This window comes from Phytobacter palmae (genome assembly GCF_039409775.1).
GTDB lineage: Bacteria > Pseudomonadota > Gammaproteobacteria > Enterobacterales > Enterobacteriaceae > Phytobacter > Phytobacter palmae.
The window spans coordinates 47,498-63,174 of record NZ_JBCIVJ010000001.1; the positions used below are offsets into that span (position 1 = coordinate 47,498).

13 protein-coding genes are annotated in these 15,677 nt (G+C 52.3%); 7 read left to right on the forward strand and 6 right to left on the reverse strand.

All coding sequences use genetic code 11. The annotated features are described in order from the left end of the window. The first annotated feature begins 3 nt into the window (after positions 1-3). Together kdpD and kdpE are read left to right on the forward strand one after the other, a co-directional pair. Positions 4-2,691: a two-component system sensor histidine kinase KdpD gene (gene kdpD / locus AAIG39_RS00255; RefSeq protein WP_090081938.1), complete on the forward strand. Its 2,688-nt coding sequence runs from the start codon at positions 4-6 to the stop codon at positions 2,689-2,691. Continuing rightward, positions 2,688-3,365 (forward strand): two-component system response regulator KdpE, encoded by a 678-nt coding sequence (kdpE, locus tag AAIG39_RS00260; protein WP_343192933.1) that lies wholly within the window; start codon positions 2,688-2,690, stop codon positions 3,363-3,365. The genes kdpD and kdpE overlap by 4 nt, the downstream gene beginning before the upstream one ends. Positions 3,366-3,400: 35 nt before the next feature. Here kdpE and pgm read toward each other — a convergent pair whose 3' ends face one another. Further along, positions 3,401-5,041 (reverse strand): phosphoglucomutase (alpha-D-glucose-1,6-bisphosphate-dependent), encoded by a 1,641-nt coding sequence (gene pgm, locus AAIG39_RS00265; protein WP_047371255.1) that lies wholly within the window; start codon positions 5,039-5,041, stop codon positions 3,401-3,403. Between the two features lie 24 nt (positions 5,042-5,065). Continuing rightward, positions 5,066-5,614, reverse strand: coding sequence for a replication initiation negative regulator SeqA (gene seqA, locus AAIG39_RS00270; protein ID WP_090081943.1), 549 nt, complete (start codon positions 5,612-5,614; stop codon positions 5,066-5,068). Positions 5,615-5,796: 182 nt separating this feature from the next. On the opposite strand from seqA, the gene ybfF reads away from it, so the two are divergent. The 4 genes from ybfF to fur all read left to right on the forward strand — a co-directional run bounded on the left by ybfF (position 5,797) and on the right by fur (position 8,417). Beyond that, complete coding sequence (ybfF, locus tag AAIG39_RS00275) at positions 5,797-6,570, forward strand: esterase (RefSeq protein ID WP_343192934.1); 774 nt, start codon at positions 5,797-5,799, stop codon at positions 6,568-6,570. A 131-nt stretch (positions 6,571-6,701) separates the two neighbouring features. Further along, the gene (gene ybfE, locus AAIG39_RS00280) at positions 6,702-6,995 is read left to right on the forward strand and encodes a LexA regulated protein (protein ID WP_090081947.1); all 294 of its coding nucleotides are present in this window, start codon (positions 6,702-6,704) and stop codon (positions 6,993-6,995) included. 149 nt (positions 6,996-7,144) lie between these two features. Next, positions 7,145-7,675 (forward strand): flavodoxin FldA, encoded by a 531-nt coding sequence (gene fldA / locus AAIG39_RS00285; protein WP_249568686.1) that lies wholly within the window; start codon positions 7,145-7,147, stop codon positions 7,673-7,675. Between the two features lie 289 nt (positions 7,676-7,964). Further along, positions 7,965-8,417 carry a ferric iron uptake transcriptional regulator gene (fur, locus tag AAIG39_RS00290; protein WP_090081952.1) on the forward strand — a complete coding sequence of 151 codons (453 nt, stop codon included), beginning with the start codon at positions 7,965-7,967 and terminating at the stop codon, positions 8,415-8,417. A gap of 96 nt (positions 8,418-8,513) precedes the next feature. Here fur and chiQ read toward each other — a convergent pair whose 3' ends face one another. The 4 genes from chiQ to nagE all read right to left on the reverse strand — a co-directional run bounded on the left by chiQ (position 8,514) and on the right by nagE (position 14,533). Beyond that, entirely contained in the window at positions 8,514-8,849 is a 336-nt protein-coding gene (gene chiQ, locus AAIG39_RS00295) for a ChiQ/YbfN family lipoprotein (protein ID WP_090082948.1), read from the reverse strand. A 17-nt stretch (positions 8,850-8,866) separates the two neighbouring features. Continuing rightward, on the reverse strand, positions 8,867-10,267 hold the full coding sequence (gene chiP / locus AAIG39_RS00300) for a chitoporin ChiP (protein ID WP_343192935.1): 1,401 nt from the start codon (positions 10,265-10,267) through the stop codon (positions 8,867-8,869). Positions 10,268-10,662: 395 nt separating this feature from the next. Next, on the reverse strand, positions 10,663-12,330 hold the full coding sequence (gene glnS, locus AAIG39_RS00305; protein ID WP_343192936.1) for a glutamine--tRNA ligase: 1,668 nt from the start codon (positions 12,328-12,330) through the stop codon (positions 10,663-10,665). A 178-nt stretch (positions 12,331-12,508) separates the two neighbouring features. Further along, on the reverse strand, positions 12,509-14,533 hold the full coding sequence (gene nagE, locus AAIG39_RS00310) for an N-acetylglucosamine-specific PTS transporter subunit IIBC (protein WP_343192937.1): 2,025 nt from the start codon (positions 14,531-14,533) through the stop codon (positions 12,509-12,511). A gap of 318 nt (positions 14,534-14,851) precedes the next feature. Between nagE and nagB the strand changes: the two genes are divergently transcribed. After that, entirely contained in the window at positions 14,852-15,652 is an 801-nt protein-coding gene (nagB, locus tag AAIG39_RS00315) for a glucosamine-6-phosphate deaminase (RefSeq protein ID WP_041852108.1), read from the forward strand. Positions 15,653-15,677 lie beyond the last annotated feature (25 nt).

Here is a 15,677-nt window from a genome sequence, read left to right on the forward strand (position 1 = left end):
GTCATGACAGACGAGCCTTTGCGCCCGGACCCCGACAGGCTGCTGGAACATGCAGCGACGGATCATCGCGGTAAACTGAAAATCTTCTTCGGCGCCTGTGCCGGCGTCGGGAAGACGTTTGCCATGCTGCAGGAGGCACAGCGGCTACGGGCGCAGGGGCTGGATATTCTGGTAGGCGTGGTGGAAACCCACGGACGTAAGGAGACCGCCGCCCTGCTCAATGGGCTGGCGGTACTGCCGCCAAGACGTATCGCCCATCGCGCTCGCCTGATTCAGGAATTTGACCTTGACGCCGCCCTTGCGCGGCGTCCGGCGTTGATACTCATGGATGAACTGGCGCACAGCAACGCGCCCGGCTCCCGTCATCCGAAACGCTGGCAGGATGTAGAAGAGTTGCTCGAAGCAGGCATCGATGTTCTGACCACCGTTAATGTGCAGCACCTGGAAAGCCTGAACGATGTCGTCAGCGGCGTTACCGGCGTGCAGGTGCGCGAAACGGTGCCAGACCCCTTTTTTGATGCTGCGGATGAAATTGTGCTGGTCGACCTTCCGCCAGACGATTTACGCCAGCGCCTGCACGAAGGCAAAGTTTATATCGGCGGCCAGGCCGAACGCGCTATCGAGCATTTCTTTCGTAAAGGCAACCTTATTGCCTTACGTGAACTGGCCCTGCGCCGAACAGCCGACCGCGTTGATGACCAGATGCGAGCCTGGCGCGACCGCCTTGGGGACGAAAAAGTCTGGCATACGCGCGACGCCATCCTGCTCTGCGTCGGTCATGGTACGGGGAATGAGAAACTGATCCGCACCGCCGCCCGTCTGGCAGCAAAACTGGGTAGCGTCTGGCACGCGGTCTATGTTGAGACCCCTGCCCTGCACCGTTTACCTGAACAACAACGTCGGGCGATACTCGCCTCACTACACCTGGCGCAAGAGCTGGGCGCGGAGACGGCAACCCTCTCCGACCCGGCAGAGGATAAAGCCATCTTGCGCTACGCCCGCGAGCATAACCTCGGCAAAATTCTCATCGGCAGGCGCAATAAACGACGCTGGTTTGGCGCTGAATCCTTTGCAGACCGACTGGCGCGCCGCGCGCCGGATCTCGATCTGGTGATCATTGCCCCGGATGATGCCCCCGTTACGCTCCCCTCTCGTCCCGGCGACAGCCGTCCATTTATGGAAAAATGGCGCGTCCAGTTAAAAGGCTGTCTGGTCGCTGTCGCCTTGTGCGCCGCCATTACACTTATTGCAATGCAGTGGCTGATAGCGTTTGACGCCGCCAACCTGGTGATGGTTTATCTGCTTGGCGTGGTGGTGATCGCGCTACTGTATGGTCGCTGGCCCTCGGCCTTTGCCACAGTGATAAATGTCGTCAGCTTTGATCTCTTTTTTATTGCGCCACGCGGTACGCTGGCCGTTTCCGATGTGCAATACCTGCTTACGTTTGGCGTGATGCTGACGGTTGGTCTGGTGATCGGTAACCTTACCGCCGGTGTGCGCTATCAGGCGCGCGTGGCTCGCTACCGCGAACAGCGTACCCGCCATCTGTATGAAATGTCGAAAGCGCTGGCAACCGGACGTAGTGAAGCCGATATCGCCACAACCAGCGAGGCATTTATTCGCTCAACGTTTGATGCCCGAAGCCAGGTATTGCTTCCCGACCCTTCGGGAAAACTGGTCGCCGCAACCCAGAACCAGAGCATCAGTCCGTGGGATGATGCCATCGCCCGCTGGAGCTTTGATAAGGGGCAGCCTGCGGGGGCCGGTACCGATACCCTTCCCGGTGTGCCCTACCAGATATTGCCACTCAAAAGCGCGCAGAAAACACACGGTTTGCTGATTGTGGAACCGGCAAACTTACGCCTGCTGATGATCCCTGAGCAGCAGCGCCTTCTGGAAACCTTTACCTTGCTGGTAGCCAGCGCGCTGGAACGCCAGGCGCTGGCTACCAGCGAAGAGCAGGCGCGTCTTGCCAGTGAACGGGAAAGCATACGTAACTCGTTGCTGGCGGCACTCTCACACGATTTGCGCACACCGCTAACCGTACTGTTTGGCCAGGCGGAAATCCTGACGCTGGATCTGGCCAGTGAAGGGTCAAAACACGCGCCTCAGGCCAGCGAAATTCGTCAGCATGTGCTCAATACCACCCGGCTTGTGAATAATTTGCTGGACATGGCGCGGATTCAGTCCGGCGGTTTTAATCTTAAAAAAGAGTGGCTGACGCTGGAAGAAGTGGTAGGGAGTGCGCTGAAAACACTCGAACCCGGCCTCGGAGAACGCCATATTGCGCTGAGCCTCCCCGACCCGCTAATGCTGGTGCATGTCGATGGGCCGCTGTTTGAACGCGTGCTGATTAATCTTCTGGAAAATGCCGTCAAATATGCGGGGCACAATGCGAACATCGGTATCGATGCCCGACATGATGATTCCCGGCTGACACTCGAAGTGTGGGATAACGGGCCGGGTATTCCCGTCGGGCAGGAAGAGGCGATTTTTGCTAAGTTTGCGCGCGGCAGCAAGGAGTCGGCTATTCCCGGCGTGGGCCTGGGGCTGGCCATCTGCGAGGCGATAGTCGAGGTGCATGGCGGGACAATTTCCGCCGCCAACCGCCCGGAAGGCGGTGCCAGTTTTTATGTTACACTGCCACTGGAACCACCACCGCAACTGGATGAATTAGCCGAGGATTTGTGATTAACGTTCTCATCGTTGAAGATGAACAGGCCATACGACGTTTTCTGCGCGCTGCGCTGGAAGCCGAAGGGTTACGCGCCTGGGAAGCCGAAACACTACAGCGCGGCCTTATCGAAGCAGCGACACGCAAACCAGACCTGGTGATCCTCGACTTAGGCTTGCCGGACGGTGATGGCATTGATTTTATCCGGGATCTACGTCAGTGGAGCCAGATTCCGGTTATCGTATTATCCGCGCGAACCGAAGAGAGCGACAAAATTGCCGCGCTGGATGCCGGGGCAGACGATTATCTGAGTAAGCCTTTTGGTATCGGCGAGTTGCAGGCTCGTCTTCGGGTAGCGCTGCGTCGCAACGCGGGTGTGCAGCAAAGCGATCCGTTAGTGAGTTTTTCAGATATTCAGGTCGATCTCGCTAACCGTCGCATTGTACGCGCGGGCGAAGAGCTGCGCCTCACCCCTATCGAGTTTCGTCTGTTGGCCGTATTACTCAATAACCACGGCAAGGTGTTGACCCAACGCCAGTTACTAAGCCAGGTATGGGGACCGAATGCCGTTGAGCACAGCCACTATTTACGCATCTATATGGGCCATCTTCGTCAGAAACTGGAAGCCGATCCTGCGCGTCCCCGCCACTTATTGACAGAAACCGGCATTGGCTATCGATTTATGCTGTAGAAAAGAATCAGGCCCTGAACAGGGCCTGATGATGGTTACGCGTTTTTCAGTACTTCACTCACAATTTCTACCGCTTCTTTTTCGATCAGCTTACGGTGTTCTTCACCGAGGAAGCTTTCGCAGTAAATTTTGTAGGCGTCTTCTGTCCCTGACGGACGCGCGGCAAACCAGCCGTTGTCGGTCATCACTTTCAGACCACCGATAGACGCACCGTTACCTGGTGCTGCCGTCAGACGCGCGGTGATGGGGTCACCTGCCAGCGTGCTGGCACTGACCATTTCCGGAGAAAGTTTGGACAATGCCGCTTTCTGTGCGGAGGTCGCGCTGGCACCCAGACGGTTGTAGCTCGGCGCGCCGAAACGGGCGGCCAGCTCGTCATAGTGCTGTTGTGGGTTTTTCCCGGTGACTGCGGTAATCTCCGCCGCCAGCAGGCACATGATGATACCGTCTTTATCGGTCGACCACGGCGTGCCGTCGAAACGCAGGAAGGATGCCCCTGCACTCTCTTCGCCGCCGAAGCCGAAGCTGCCGTCAAACAGGCCGTCAACAAACCATTTAAAGCCCACCGGCACTTCCACCAGCTTGCGTCCCAGGTCATTAACCACACGGTCAATCATCGCAGACGACACGAGAGTTTTACCCACAGCAACATCTTTACCCCACTGCGGACGATGCTGGAACAGATAGTTAATAGCAACCGCAAGGTAGTGGTTCGGATTCATCAGACCCGCTGGCGTAACGATACCGTGACGGTCATAGTCAGGATCGTTGGCGAAGGCCAGGTCGAACTTGTCACGCAGCGCCAGCAGACCAGCCATGGCGCACTCAGAGGAGCAATCCATGCGGATCACACCGTCTTTATCGAGATGCATAAAGCGGAAGGTTTGATCAACCTGATCGTTAACGATGGTCAGGTCAAGCTTGTAAAAATCAGCAATGCGCTTCCAGTATTCAATGCCGGAACCTCCGAGCGGATCCACGCCCAGTTTCAGGCCCGCTTTCTGAATCGCCGCCATATCGACGATATCGGCCAGCCCTTCGATAAACGGCTGGACCAGGTCCTGCTCTTTCACGTGGCCAGACGCCAGTGCGGCATCCAGGGTGATGCGTTTCACGCCTTTCAGGCCATCAGCCAGCAGCGCATTAGCGCGATCTTCCACCACTTTGGTCACATTGGTATCAGCCGGGCCACCGTTTGGCGGATTGTATTTGATACCGCCGTCTTCCGGTGGGTTATGCGATGGGGTAATGACGATACCGTCAGCCTGCGCGCCACCTTTTTTGTTGTGTACCAGGATAGCATTGGAAACCGCAGGGGTCGGCGTGAAGCCATTGTTTTCCTGCACAATCACGTCAACGCCGTTTGCCGCCAGCACTTCCAGTACTGAGATGAATGCTGGTTCGGACAGGGCGTGAGTATCTTTACCGACATAGCACGGACCGGTGATACCGTTTTTGGCACGCTCTTCGGCGATAGCCTGAGCAATTGCTAGAATGTGTTGTTCGTTGAAACTGTGGCGCCCCGCGCTGCCGCGGTGACCTGACGTACCAAATTTTACCGCGTGCTCAGCATTGCCGATTTCCGGTTTCAGCACATAGTACTGCGCGGTAAGCTGGGCGACGTTAATTAAATCGCTCTGTTGCGCAGGTTGCCCCGCACGTTCGTGGTTAGCCATTGCCTGGTCCTTTTTATGCAAGGATTAAATTGTGCCGCAAACCTTTTCAATCAATTCCGCCGGGAATTGCATTGATTGCATGATGTGCTCCACCATGCTGCATTTACGACCCGTATTCGTGTTAGTGATAACCCAGTACGGGGTATCAGGCACCTGTTTTGGCTTCGTCTGATTGCCGTTTTGCAACAGGGTATGTTCGTCAGCCGCAAAGTATACGCGGGTGCGGCCATGCAGGGACTCAGTGGATTCTGCAAAAGCCTTTTTATCTAATGAGTAAAGTGTAGACAGCACCAGCATAAAGCGATTAACGGCCTTTTTCTGCTCTGCATACTCGTCAGAAAGCAGCAGTTCACGCACCGCGCGGACTTTGTCTTTCGCCGTATTAGCCGGTTTTACTTCTTCAACCGTAACAGGTGCGAGGGGTTCTTTCGCGAGTGGAACAGCGGCAGCTGGCTGCGGAGCGGCGGAAAACTTCAACATGCGCCGTAAAATGTCGGATGCGCTCTCGCCAATGTGCTTTGTATGGCTGGCAATATAACTGTAGAGCTCATCATCAACTTCGATCGTTTTCATCTTAATCCAGTGCAGTGTCTAATCTGAATACAAGTTATTGAGATTATAAAGTCAAATCCCAACAGCGGATAGCGTCAAACCAGGATGGCGGCAAAGTCAGAATGTGTCAAAACCTTGCAGCCGGACGGCAGAATGTTCAACATAATACCTTAATCCGAAAGAGCGAAAAAAAGAACTTTGCCATGAAATTGAATACCCGAGCGCAATCTGCACAACAATCGCACAACAATTCCCCCATCGTGCTAGTGCACGGTCTGTTTGGTAGCCTGGACAACCTTGGCGTACTCGCCCGCGACCTCGTCAATGACCATGATATTATTCAGGTTGATATGCGAAATCATGGCCTTTCCGAACAGTCACCCGAAATGAATTATCCGGCGATGGCGCAGGACTTACTTGATACCCTTGATGTTCATGGCATAGAACGCGCGACCTTCGTTGGTCACTCCATGGGGGGGAAAGCGGTGATGGCATTTACCGCGCTGGCGCCTGAACGCATCGACAAGCTCGTCGCTATCGATATTGCCCCGGTCAATTACCATGTGCGCCGTCATGACGAGATCTTTGCCGCCATCAATGCGGTAACCGATACTGGTGCCTCTACGCGCCAGCAGGCCGCCGTCATCATGCGTGAGCATATAAATGAAGAAGGGGTCATTCAGTTCCTGCTCAAGTCGTTTGTCGATGGTAAGTGGCGCTTCAATGTGCCCGTGTTGTGGGAGCAGTATCCTCATATTGTGGGCTGGGAAACAGTGCCTGCCTGGGATCACCCCGCCCTCTTTATCCCCGGCGGTAACTCGCCATATGTCAGCGAACAGTATCGCAGCGAACTGCTGCAACAGTTCCCGCAGGCACGCGCGCATGTGATTGCCGGTGCCGGGCATTGGGTACATGCAGAAAAACCGGAAGCGGTGCTGCGCGCCATCCGGCGTTATCTCGCTGAAAAGACAAACTGATTAAAAACCCGGCGACCGATTGTCGGAAAGCGCCCGGTCGTTGGCGTGCCCGCATCCCTGATGTATGATGGCGCGCTAATCAGCCCGGGCTATGACCCGATTGCTTGTACTTCCCGTAGTATTCTTAAATCATGGCTAAAGAACAAACGGACCGCACGACATTAGATCTGTTCGCGAATGAACGTCGCCCGGGACGTCCTAAAACCAATCCGCTCTCTCGCGACGAGCAATTGCGCGTAAATAAGCGCAATCAGCTTAAACGCGATAAGGTTCGTGGGCTTAAACGCGTCGAATTAAAACTCAACGCCGAGGCTGTCGACGCATTAAACGCGCTGGCGGACGCGCGTGAAATGAGTCGGAGCGAATTGATTGAAGAGATGTTGCTGGCTCAGCTTAACGCGCTGAACGGCCAGGAAATCCTCTGAATTATCGCAAAAATCCACTTTCATGTTGCACAGAGTGCAGTCTTGCGTGATTGCAGTTTCCGCGTGCTTCTCTGATCTGCTATGATTGCCCTTATCCGTGGGCCAATCGCCACCACCATATCATTAAGTTTCAAGAGGTTATTTTACTCATGGCAATCACAGGCATTTTTTTCGGCAGCGATACCGGTAATACCGAAAACATCGCAAAGATGATCCAGGCTCAACTTGGTAAAGATGTTGCCGATGTGCATGACATTGCTAAAAGCAGCAAAGAGGATCTGGAAGGTTACGACATCCTGCTGCTTGGCATCCCGACCTGGTATTATGGTGAAGCACAGTGTGACTGGGATGACTTTTTCCCGACGCTGGAAGATATCGATTTTAACGGCAAACTGGTTGCCCTTTTTGGTTGTGGCGATCAGGAAGACTATGCAGAGTATTTCTGTGATGCATTGGGCACTATCCGTGACATCATTGAACCGCGCGGCGCAACTATCGTAGGCCACTGGCCTACCGAGGGTTACCATTTTGAAGCGTCCAAAGGTCTGGCAGACGATGACCACTTCGTTGGCCTTGCCATTGACGAAGACCGTCAGCCTGAACTGACCGCTGGCCGTGTTGATAAATGGGTGAAACAGATTTCCGAAGAACTTCATCTGAATGACATCATCAATGCCTGATGATGTTTGGCGCAACCTGCTGGTTGCGCCTGATTAATAGATAAAAGCGATGGAAATAATTGCTACAATTTTTTAACTTTTTTCTCCAGCGCTGTACAATGGCCCCTGATTAAAACGGGTATCACAAAGGACTTTGTAGACGCTACCACGTTTTATAAGCTTACTTTACTTGAGGACTTGCAGTTTTCATTCAGGCATGGCAGTTCTATAATGAGACGCATTATCCCAGGTGCATTCCTTGTAGCTTCCCAACGGGAAGTGAATCGTTTAGCAACAGGACAGATTCCGCATGACTGACAACAATACCGCATTAAAGAAGGCCGGCCTGAAAGTCACGCTTCCTCGGTTAAAAATCCTGGAAGTGCTTCAGGAGCCGGAGAACCATCATGTCAGTGCGGAAGATTTATATAAGCGCCTGATCGACATGGGCGAAGAGATTGGACTGGCGACGGTGTACCGTGTACTTAACCAGTTCGACGATGCCGGGATCGTGACCCGCCATAATTTTGAAGGCGGTAAGTCCGTCTTTGAACTGACCCAGCAGCATCACCACGACCACCTGATTTGCCTGGATTGCGGCAAAGTGATCGAGTTTAGTGATGACTCTATCGAAGCGCGTCAGCGTGAGATTGCGTCAAGGCATGGTATTCGTCTGACTAACCACAGTCTGTATCTGTATGGCCACTGCGCCGAAGGCGACTGCCGTACTGACGAAAACGCGCACGAAGCGGTTGAGAAATAATAATCGACTTCGTTATATAGCCAACCTTCGGGTTGGCTTTTTTATTTCTGCGTTCATAACATCAAAAGGCCCGCCGAAGCGGGCTTTTTCACACGGTTAATTCATCGTGTTATGGCTATGAATCTCCTGCCAGATCTGGTCACAGCGAGTCTTCACCGCCTGCCCGTTTCCGGTATGCGTCGCTTCAAGGCACCGCTGATAATCCAGCGTGCGCACACTCTCTTCCTCCGCAAATTGCTGGTGCGCTTTCTCTTTGCGCAGAACATCCAGTACGCTTCTGCACGCCGCGGTTTTCTCCGGTGATCCTTCCGCCGTATTAATACAGGCGCTGTAAGCCTCTTTTAATCGTACATCTTCCCTCGGCGCCTGAGGCTGTTGCACACAGGCGGCAAGCCCCAGCGTCAGCAGGGCAAGTAATATTGGTTTCATCATCATGGCACTCCCTGTCATTAGAAAATATTCAGCGGCGCAATGACGATAAACTTCACGTCACGTTCGTCCTGGAAGATGTTGTTATACCCGCCACCCCAGCTCGGGATACTGGAATGGTTATCATATTGGGTGAAGTGCAGCTTGAACAACGTGCCTTTTGCCATCCCTTCCTGCACGGTGTAAAGCAGGTCGAGACTGTACGCTGACTCTTTAATGGTGTTGCCCGCATCGTAGTATTTATCGCCAGAGGAGACATTGGACGGTTTGGCATCCCAGCCATACACATACGATGCACCAACCGCCCAACCAGGCATATTCCAGCCTTTCAGGTCATACATGGCACCGACAAAGACGGATTTCTCGTTATGGGCGTTGAAGTCAGAACGGTTGTCCCACCAGATATCCAGACGACCATTAGAAGAGCCATACAGTGGCGTCATACGTGAATTGAAATAGCCCTGGCGACCATCAGCCCTGACCCAGGTACCCTCAAGGCGTAAATCCACCGGACCGACCGTATAACCAAAGGTGAGCGCCTGTAGCCATGCGGTGCCGTCGTAAGTATCGTTAATGGTGTTGTTATCAGCCTTGTCGCGCGAGCCATAAAATTGATAACTGGTGGAGAGTGGGTTCCCTGCGACGTCAAACTTATAGCTGGCTTTAGCAAAATATTGATCAACGTAGCCCTGCGCCTGACCAAACGCGGCTTCGAGGAGCAGGTCGTTTTTGAAGTCGTACGATGCGCCCAGCGAGTGGACGTAATCAATTTTACTTATGCCATCGTTCTGGTAGAAATTATCCGTTTCGTTATACCACGGCGCTTTGTATTCATTGGCCCACATGTACGAGAAGCTCAGCGCGCCGGAATCACCGTAATCCAGTTTTGCACCAGCTTCTGCCCCCTGATAGGTGCCCGGCATAAAGCTCCAGTTTGAAGCCAGTAGCGTTTGCCCGGTCGGCTGGATATAACCTGCCCTCGCCCATACAGGACCATATTTGAATTTCGCGGCAGCTGTATAGAGGCTCGCGCCGCTGCGATCGCCTGTCCAGTCTTCGTCATAGACTTTGTGGCGATTAGAAAATGCGATTTCATTCGGATGCGCGCTTTCTGAAGATTCAGACATCTCAATCGCCGCGAAGACCGCAACATCCATACCGAACATATCAGCAGCATAACCAGACTGGAAATCGAGGTTCGTATTCCACGTGGAGTGCGACAGGTTGGTTTTGTATTTATCCCCATCGGTGACATCTTTACGGTCACGCTGGCGCTGCCAGTAGTAAATCCCACCGGTGAGCGTAGCGTCGTCGACAAAGCCAGTGGCGCTGGCGGAGGGAGCAAAAGTTAAACCTGGTAATGCGGTGGCGCAGGCAATAGCCAACGCTAACGCCTTACGTTTAGCGTTAAACGCGTTCATGAGAGTTCCTCTTTGACGAAAACATAAAAAGTGCTGCGCAAATGCAAACAGCAACAAAGAAAAAAATTTAAATATTACTGACAGTTATAGAAAATATTCCTATAACTGTCGTTTGTAAGCATATTTTTCGCGCCGCGAATTATCAAGTCTTTACATGAGGGAATTATGGGGATTATGACGAACCACACAGATTTGTTGTTTGTGGGTTGGCGGCTTGCATAGCATGCCTTCCCGGAGAAACTTAACTAAAATTATCAAGAAATAGCTGAAAAGATAATTGAATAAAATTAAAACGAAATTTTAGAAAGGTAAAAGACTGGCAAAGACTTATTTCTAATCGAGAAATAAAAAACGCTGCACGAGGCAGCGTTTTTTTACACGTAAGTCAGACGGGATTACTCGCCGATTTTAGCCCAGGTATCGCGAAGACCTACAGTGCGGTTGAATACCAGTTTATCCGCAGTAGCATGGCGGCTGTCGAGACAGAAGTAGCCTTCACGCTCAAACTGGTACGCTTTCCCCACCTCAGCAGCCTTGAGACTCGGCTCAGCGAAGCCCTGCTTAATGACCAGCGATTCTGGGTTCATTACGCTCAGGAAGTCTTCTGCTGCACCCGGGTTTGGCACGCTGAACAGGCGGTCGTAAAGGCGAATTTCAACCGGCAACGCATGAGACGCGCTTACCCAGTGAATAACGCCTTTCACTTTACGGCCATCTGCCGGGTCTTTGCTCAGCGTATCGGCATCAAAGGTACAGAAAATAGTGGTGATATTACCTTCCGCATCTTTCTCTACACGCTCAGCTTTAATCACATATGCGTTACGCAGACGAACTTCTTTACCCAGTACCAGACGTTTGTACTGCTTGTTAGCTTCTTCACGGAAATCTGCACGATCGATCCAAATTTCACCGCTAAATGGAACATCACGACTGCCCATTTCCGGTTTGTTAGGATGATTCGGCATCGAAACCAGCTCACTGGCCCCCTGAGGATAGTTTTCGATAACCAGCCTGACCGGATCAATAACCGCCATAGCGCGCGGCGCGTTTTCATTCAGATCTTCACGGATGCACGATTCCAGCGAAGCCATCTCAATGGTGTTGTCCTGTTTGGTGATACCAATACGTTTGCAGAACTCACGGATGGATGCGGAAGTGTAACCACGACGACGCAGACCCGAAATAGTCGGCATACGCGGGTCATCCCAGCCTTCAACGTGCTTGTCGGTCACCAGCAGGTTCAGCTTACGCTTGGACATGACGGTGTATTCCAGGTTCAGACGGGAGAATTCGTACTGACGCGGGTGAACCGGAATAGTGATGTTGTCCAGCACCCAGTCATACAGACGACGGTTGTCCTGGAATTCCAGCGTACAAAGCGAGTGGGTGATCCCCTCCAGCGCGTCGCTGATGCAATGGGTAAAGTCATACATCGGGTAGATGCACCACTTGTTGCCTGTCTGATGATGTTCAGCAAATTTAATGCGATAGAGCACCGGATCGCGCATCACGATAAACGGCGAGGCCATATCTATCTTCGCACGCAGACACGCCTTACCTTCTTCGAAGCCACCCGCTCGCATTTTTTCAAACAGTGCGAGGTTCTCTTCAACCGTACGATCGCGGTACGGACTGTTTTTACCCGGGGCCGTCAGCGTGCCGCGATATTCACGGATTTCGTCAGCGGACAGTTCGTCAACGTAGGCCAGACCTTTGCTGATTAACTCAACGGCATAGTTGTGCAACTGATCAAAATAATCAGAGGAATAGCGCACATCGCCTGACCAGTTGAAACCTAACCACTGCACGTCGTTTTTGATGGACTCAACGTATTCAATATCTTCTTTTACCGGGTTGGTATCATCAAAACGCAGGTTGCACTTCCCCTGGTAATCTTGCGCGATACCAAAGTTCAGGCAGATGGATTTCGCATGACCGATATGCAAATAACCATTCGGCTCAGGCGGAAAACGGGTGCAAACAGTAGAGTGCTTTCCAGTAGCCAGATCTTCATCAATGATCTGACGAATAAAGTTAGTCGGGCGGGCTTCTGCCTCACTCATCGTAGATTCCTCAAGGCGTAAACAACATATAACGGCACATGATCTTATAAGCGGCCCTCAGAGACAACCTTTAGTTACGGAAATTAGATACAAAACGGAATACTTTAATTCATGCAAAAAAAAGCGGCAGAGGAAGTTCCCCTGCCGCTTATAGCCATTTCTGCTTCAGATTACATCATTAGCCTTTGATGTCGTACAGAGGCGTTTGCCCTGCGACAACGGAACCTTGTGCTTTAATAATCAGACCAGAGAAATCATCGATATTGCTGCACACCACCGGACTAATCATTGAACGAGCAGTCGCGTTCAGGTATTCCAGATCCATTTCCAGGATTGGCTGACCTGCCACAACGGTTGCTCCCTCATCGACCAGACGCGTGAAGCCCTGACCACCCAGTGCAACGGTGTCGATCCCCATATGGACAACGATCTCAGCGCCTTTTTCAGTTTCAAGGCAGAAGGCGTGGTTGGTATTGAAAATTTTCACAATGGTGCCCGCTGCCGGAGCAACAACCGTTTTTTCTGTCGGTTTTATCGCTACACCATCGCCAACGGCTTTGCTGGCAAACGCTTCATCCGGTACTTCATCCAGAGAAACTACCTGCCCGGTCACCGGAGAGACCAGCTCAGCAATCACCGCAGCGCTGACATTCGGCACTGCCTGCGGCTTAACTGTGCTGGCGGCTGCCGGAGCCGGAGTCGCAGCACCTGCCGCCGGAACATCGCCCGCCGTTTTCATGGCATTAGCAATTTTTTCTGCTGCAAAACCAACAATGACTTGCACACCGGTTTTATTCAAACGAATAACCCCGCTTGCACCCAGACGTTTAGCCAGCGCTTCGTTAACCAGAGAAGAGTCTTTTACGCTCAGACGCAGACGCGTAATGCAGGCATCGATACCGGTCAGGTTAGCGGAACCCCCGACAGCGGCAATATACTGACGCGCAAGCCCGGTCACATCCTGCTCGGAAGCAGTGCTGACATTCACATCCTGACCATCCGCTTCGTCACCGGCAACCGCCAGTTCACGACCCGGGGTCAACAGGTTGAATTTCAGGATAGTGAAACGGAACACCACGTAATAGATAACGAAGAACACCAGGCCTTGCAGAATCAGCATGTACCAGTGTACGGCCAGCGGGTTCTTGGATGACAACACCATATCCACCAGACCGGCACTGAAGCCGAAACCGGCAATCCACTGCATAGTCGCGGCGATGAAGACGGAAACCCCGGTCAGAACAGCGTGAATGAAGTACAGCACCGGTGCCACGAACATGAAGGAGAATTCCAGCGGTTCAGTAATACCCGTAAAGAAGGCAGCAAAAGCACCTGCCATCATAATACCGAGGACTTTGGCTTTATTTTCCGGACGCGCGCAGTGGTAAATCGCCAGTGCTGCACCAGGCAGACCAAACATCATGATCGGGAAGAAGCCAGCCTGGTAACGACCAGTAACCCCAACAACCGCTTTGCCCGCTTCAATAGACTGCGCGCCACCCAGGAAGTTAGGAATATCGTTAATACCGGCAACGTCAAACCAGAAAACGGAGTTCAGCGCATGGTGCAGACCGATCGGGATCAGCAGACGGTTAAAGAAGGCGTAGACGCCCGCACCGACAGAACCCAGTTTCTGAATGTGCTCACCAAAACCTACCAGACCGCTGAAAACCACCGGCCAGATAAACATCATGATGAACGCGACAGCGATCATGACAAAAGAGGTCAGGATCGGCACCAGACGACGTCCGCTAAAGAAGGAGAGCGCCTTCGGCAACTCGACGCTGCTAAAGCGGTTATACAATTCCGCAGCAATGATACCGACCATGATCCCAACGAACTGGTTTTTGATCTTACCGAATGCGGCAGGCACTTGATCGGCAGGGATTTTCTGGATCATGGCGACAGCGGCTGGTGAGCACAGCGTCGTCAGTACAAGGAAACCCACAAAGCCAGCCAGCGCAGCAGCGCCGTCTTTGTCTTTGGACATACCATAAGCGACACCCACAGCGAACAGCACGCCCATGTTATCAATGATGGCAGAACCAGATTGAATGAAGAACGCCGCCAGCGCGTTAGATCCACCCCAGCCTACCGGGTCGATCCAGTAGCCGACCCCCATCAGAATCGCTGCGGCAGGCAGCGTGGCAACCGGCACCATGAGCGCGCGGCCAACCTTTTGTAAGTAACCTAAAAGATTCACGTTATTCCCCCTTTGAACCCCACCGGAGCCCTTAGAAACAGTCTTTTTATTGTCTGACTAACCCTGAAAACACGGCCATTTTTCATTACATTGAGAGTGTGTTGAAAATTAATTCGTCTCGCAAATTAAAAGCACCTTTTTTGTGATTTTAATCACCAAATATCGTTATTTGACCTCCTCTTTGCTGGCTAACCAGCAAAACTTATTTTATCATTCAAAAAATCAAGACGGATTGCCCCCATAGGGAGCGAAACTGAGTTACGCTTTACACTGCACTGGACGCAATCCGCTAACTTTAATCAACTTTAGAGGTGAACAATGAGACTGATTCCTCTGGCAACAGCTGAACAAGTCGGTAAATGGGCGGCCCGCCATATCGTTAATCGCATCAATGCATTTAAACCTACAGCGGATCGTCCGTTCCTGCTTGGCCTGCCAACCGGTGGCACGCCTCTCACCGCCTATAAAGCATTAGTTGAAATGCACAAAGCGGGCCAGGTTAGTTTTAAACATGTTGTCACTTTCAATATGGATGAATATGTCGGCCTGCCGAAGGAGCACCCGGAAAGCTATCATAGCTTCATGCACCGTAACTTTTTCGATCACGTTGATATTCCGGCGGAAAATATTAACCTGTTGGATGGCAATGCACCGGATATTGACGCAGAATGCCGTCAATACGAAGAAAAAATCCGTTCCTATGGCAAAATTCACCTGTTTATGGGCGGCGTTGGCAACGATGGTCACATCGCATTCAACGAACCCGCGTCTTCGCTGGCTTCTCGTACCCGTATTAAAACGCTGACCCATGACACCCGCGTGGCCAATTCCCGTTTCTTCGACGGTGACGTTAATCAGGTGCCGAAATATGCGCTGACCGTAGGCGTGGGTACGCTACTGGATGCGGAAGAAGTGATGATTCTGGTGTTGGGAAGCCAAAAAGCGCAGGCTCTGCAGGCGGCTGTAGAAGGTAACGTAAACCATATGTGGACCATTAGCTGTCTGCAGTTGCACCCGAAAGCAGTAATGGTATGCGACGAGCCGTCCACCATGGAACTGAAAGTAAAAACATTGAAATATTTCAATGAACTAGAAGCGGAAAATATTAAAGGTCTGTAATTGTGTCTCGTTCCGCATACCCTGC

Excerpts from the sequence above, each read along its gene's own strand:
- nagB (WP_041852108.1), top strand. The coding sequence starts at position 14,852 with ATGAGACTGATTCCTCTGGCAACAGCTGAACAAGTCGGTAAATGGGCG.
- ybfE (WP_090081947.1), top strand. The coding sequence starts at position 6,702 with ATGGCTAAAGAACAAACGGACCGCACGACATTAGATCTGTTCGCGAAT.
- kdpD (WP_090081938.1), top strand. The coding sequence starts at position 4 with ATGACAGACGAGCCTTTGCGCCCGGACCCCGACAGGCTGCTGGAACAT.
- chiP (WP_343192935.1), bottom strand. The coding sequence starts at position 10,267 with ATGAACGCGTTTAACGCTAAACGTAAGGCGTTAGCGTTGGCTATTGCC.
- fldA (WP_249568686.1), top strand. The coding sequence starts at position 7,145 with ATGGCAATCACAGGCATTTTTTTCGGCAGCGATACCGGTAATACCGAA.
- fur (WP_090081952.1), top strand. The coding sequence starts at position 7,965 with ATGACTGACAACAATACCGCATTAAAGAAGGCCGGCCTGAAAGTCACG.
- ybfF (WP_343192934.1), top strand. The coding sequence starts at position 5,797 with ATGAAATTGAATACCCGAGCGCAATCTGCACAACAATCGCACAACAAT.
- chiQ (WP_090082948.1), bottom strand. The coding sequence starts at position 8,849 with ATGATGAAACCAATATTACTTGCCCTGCTGACGCTGGGGCTTGCCGCC.
- glnS (WP_343192936.1), bottom strand. The coding sequence starts at position 12,330 with ATGAGTGAGGCAGAAGCCCGCCCGACTAACTTTATTCGTCAGATCATT.
- pgm (WP_047371255.1), bottom strand. The coding sequence starts at position 5,041 with ATGGCTAACCACGAACGTGCGGGGCAACCTGCGCAACAGAGCGATTTA.
- seqA (WP_090081943.1), bottom strand. The coding sequence starts at position 5,614 with ATGAAAACGATCGAAGTTGATGATGAGCTCTACAGTTATATTGCCAGC.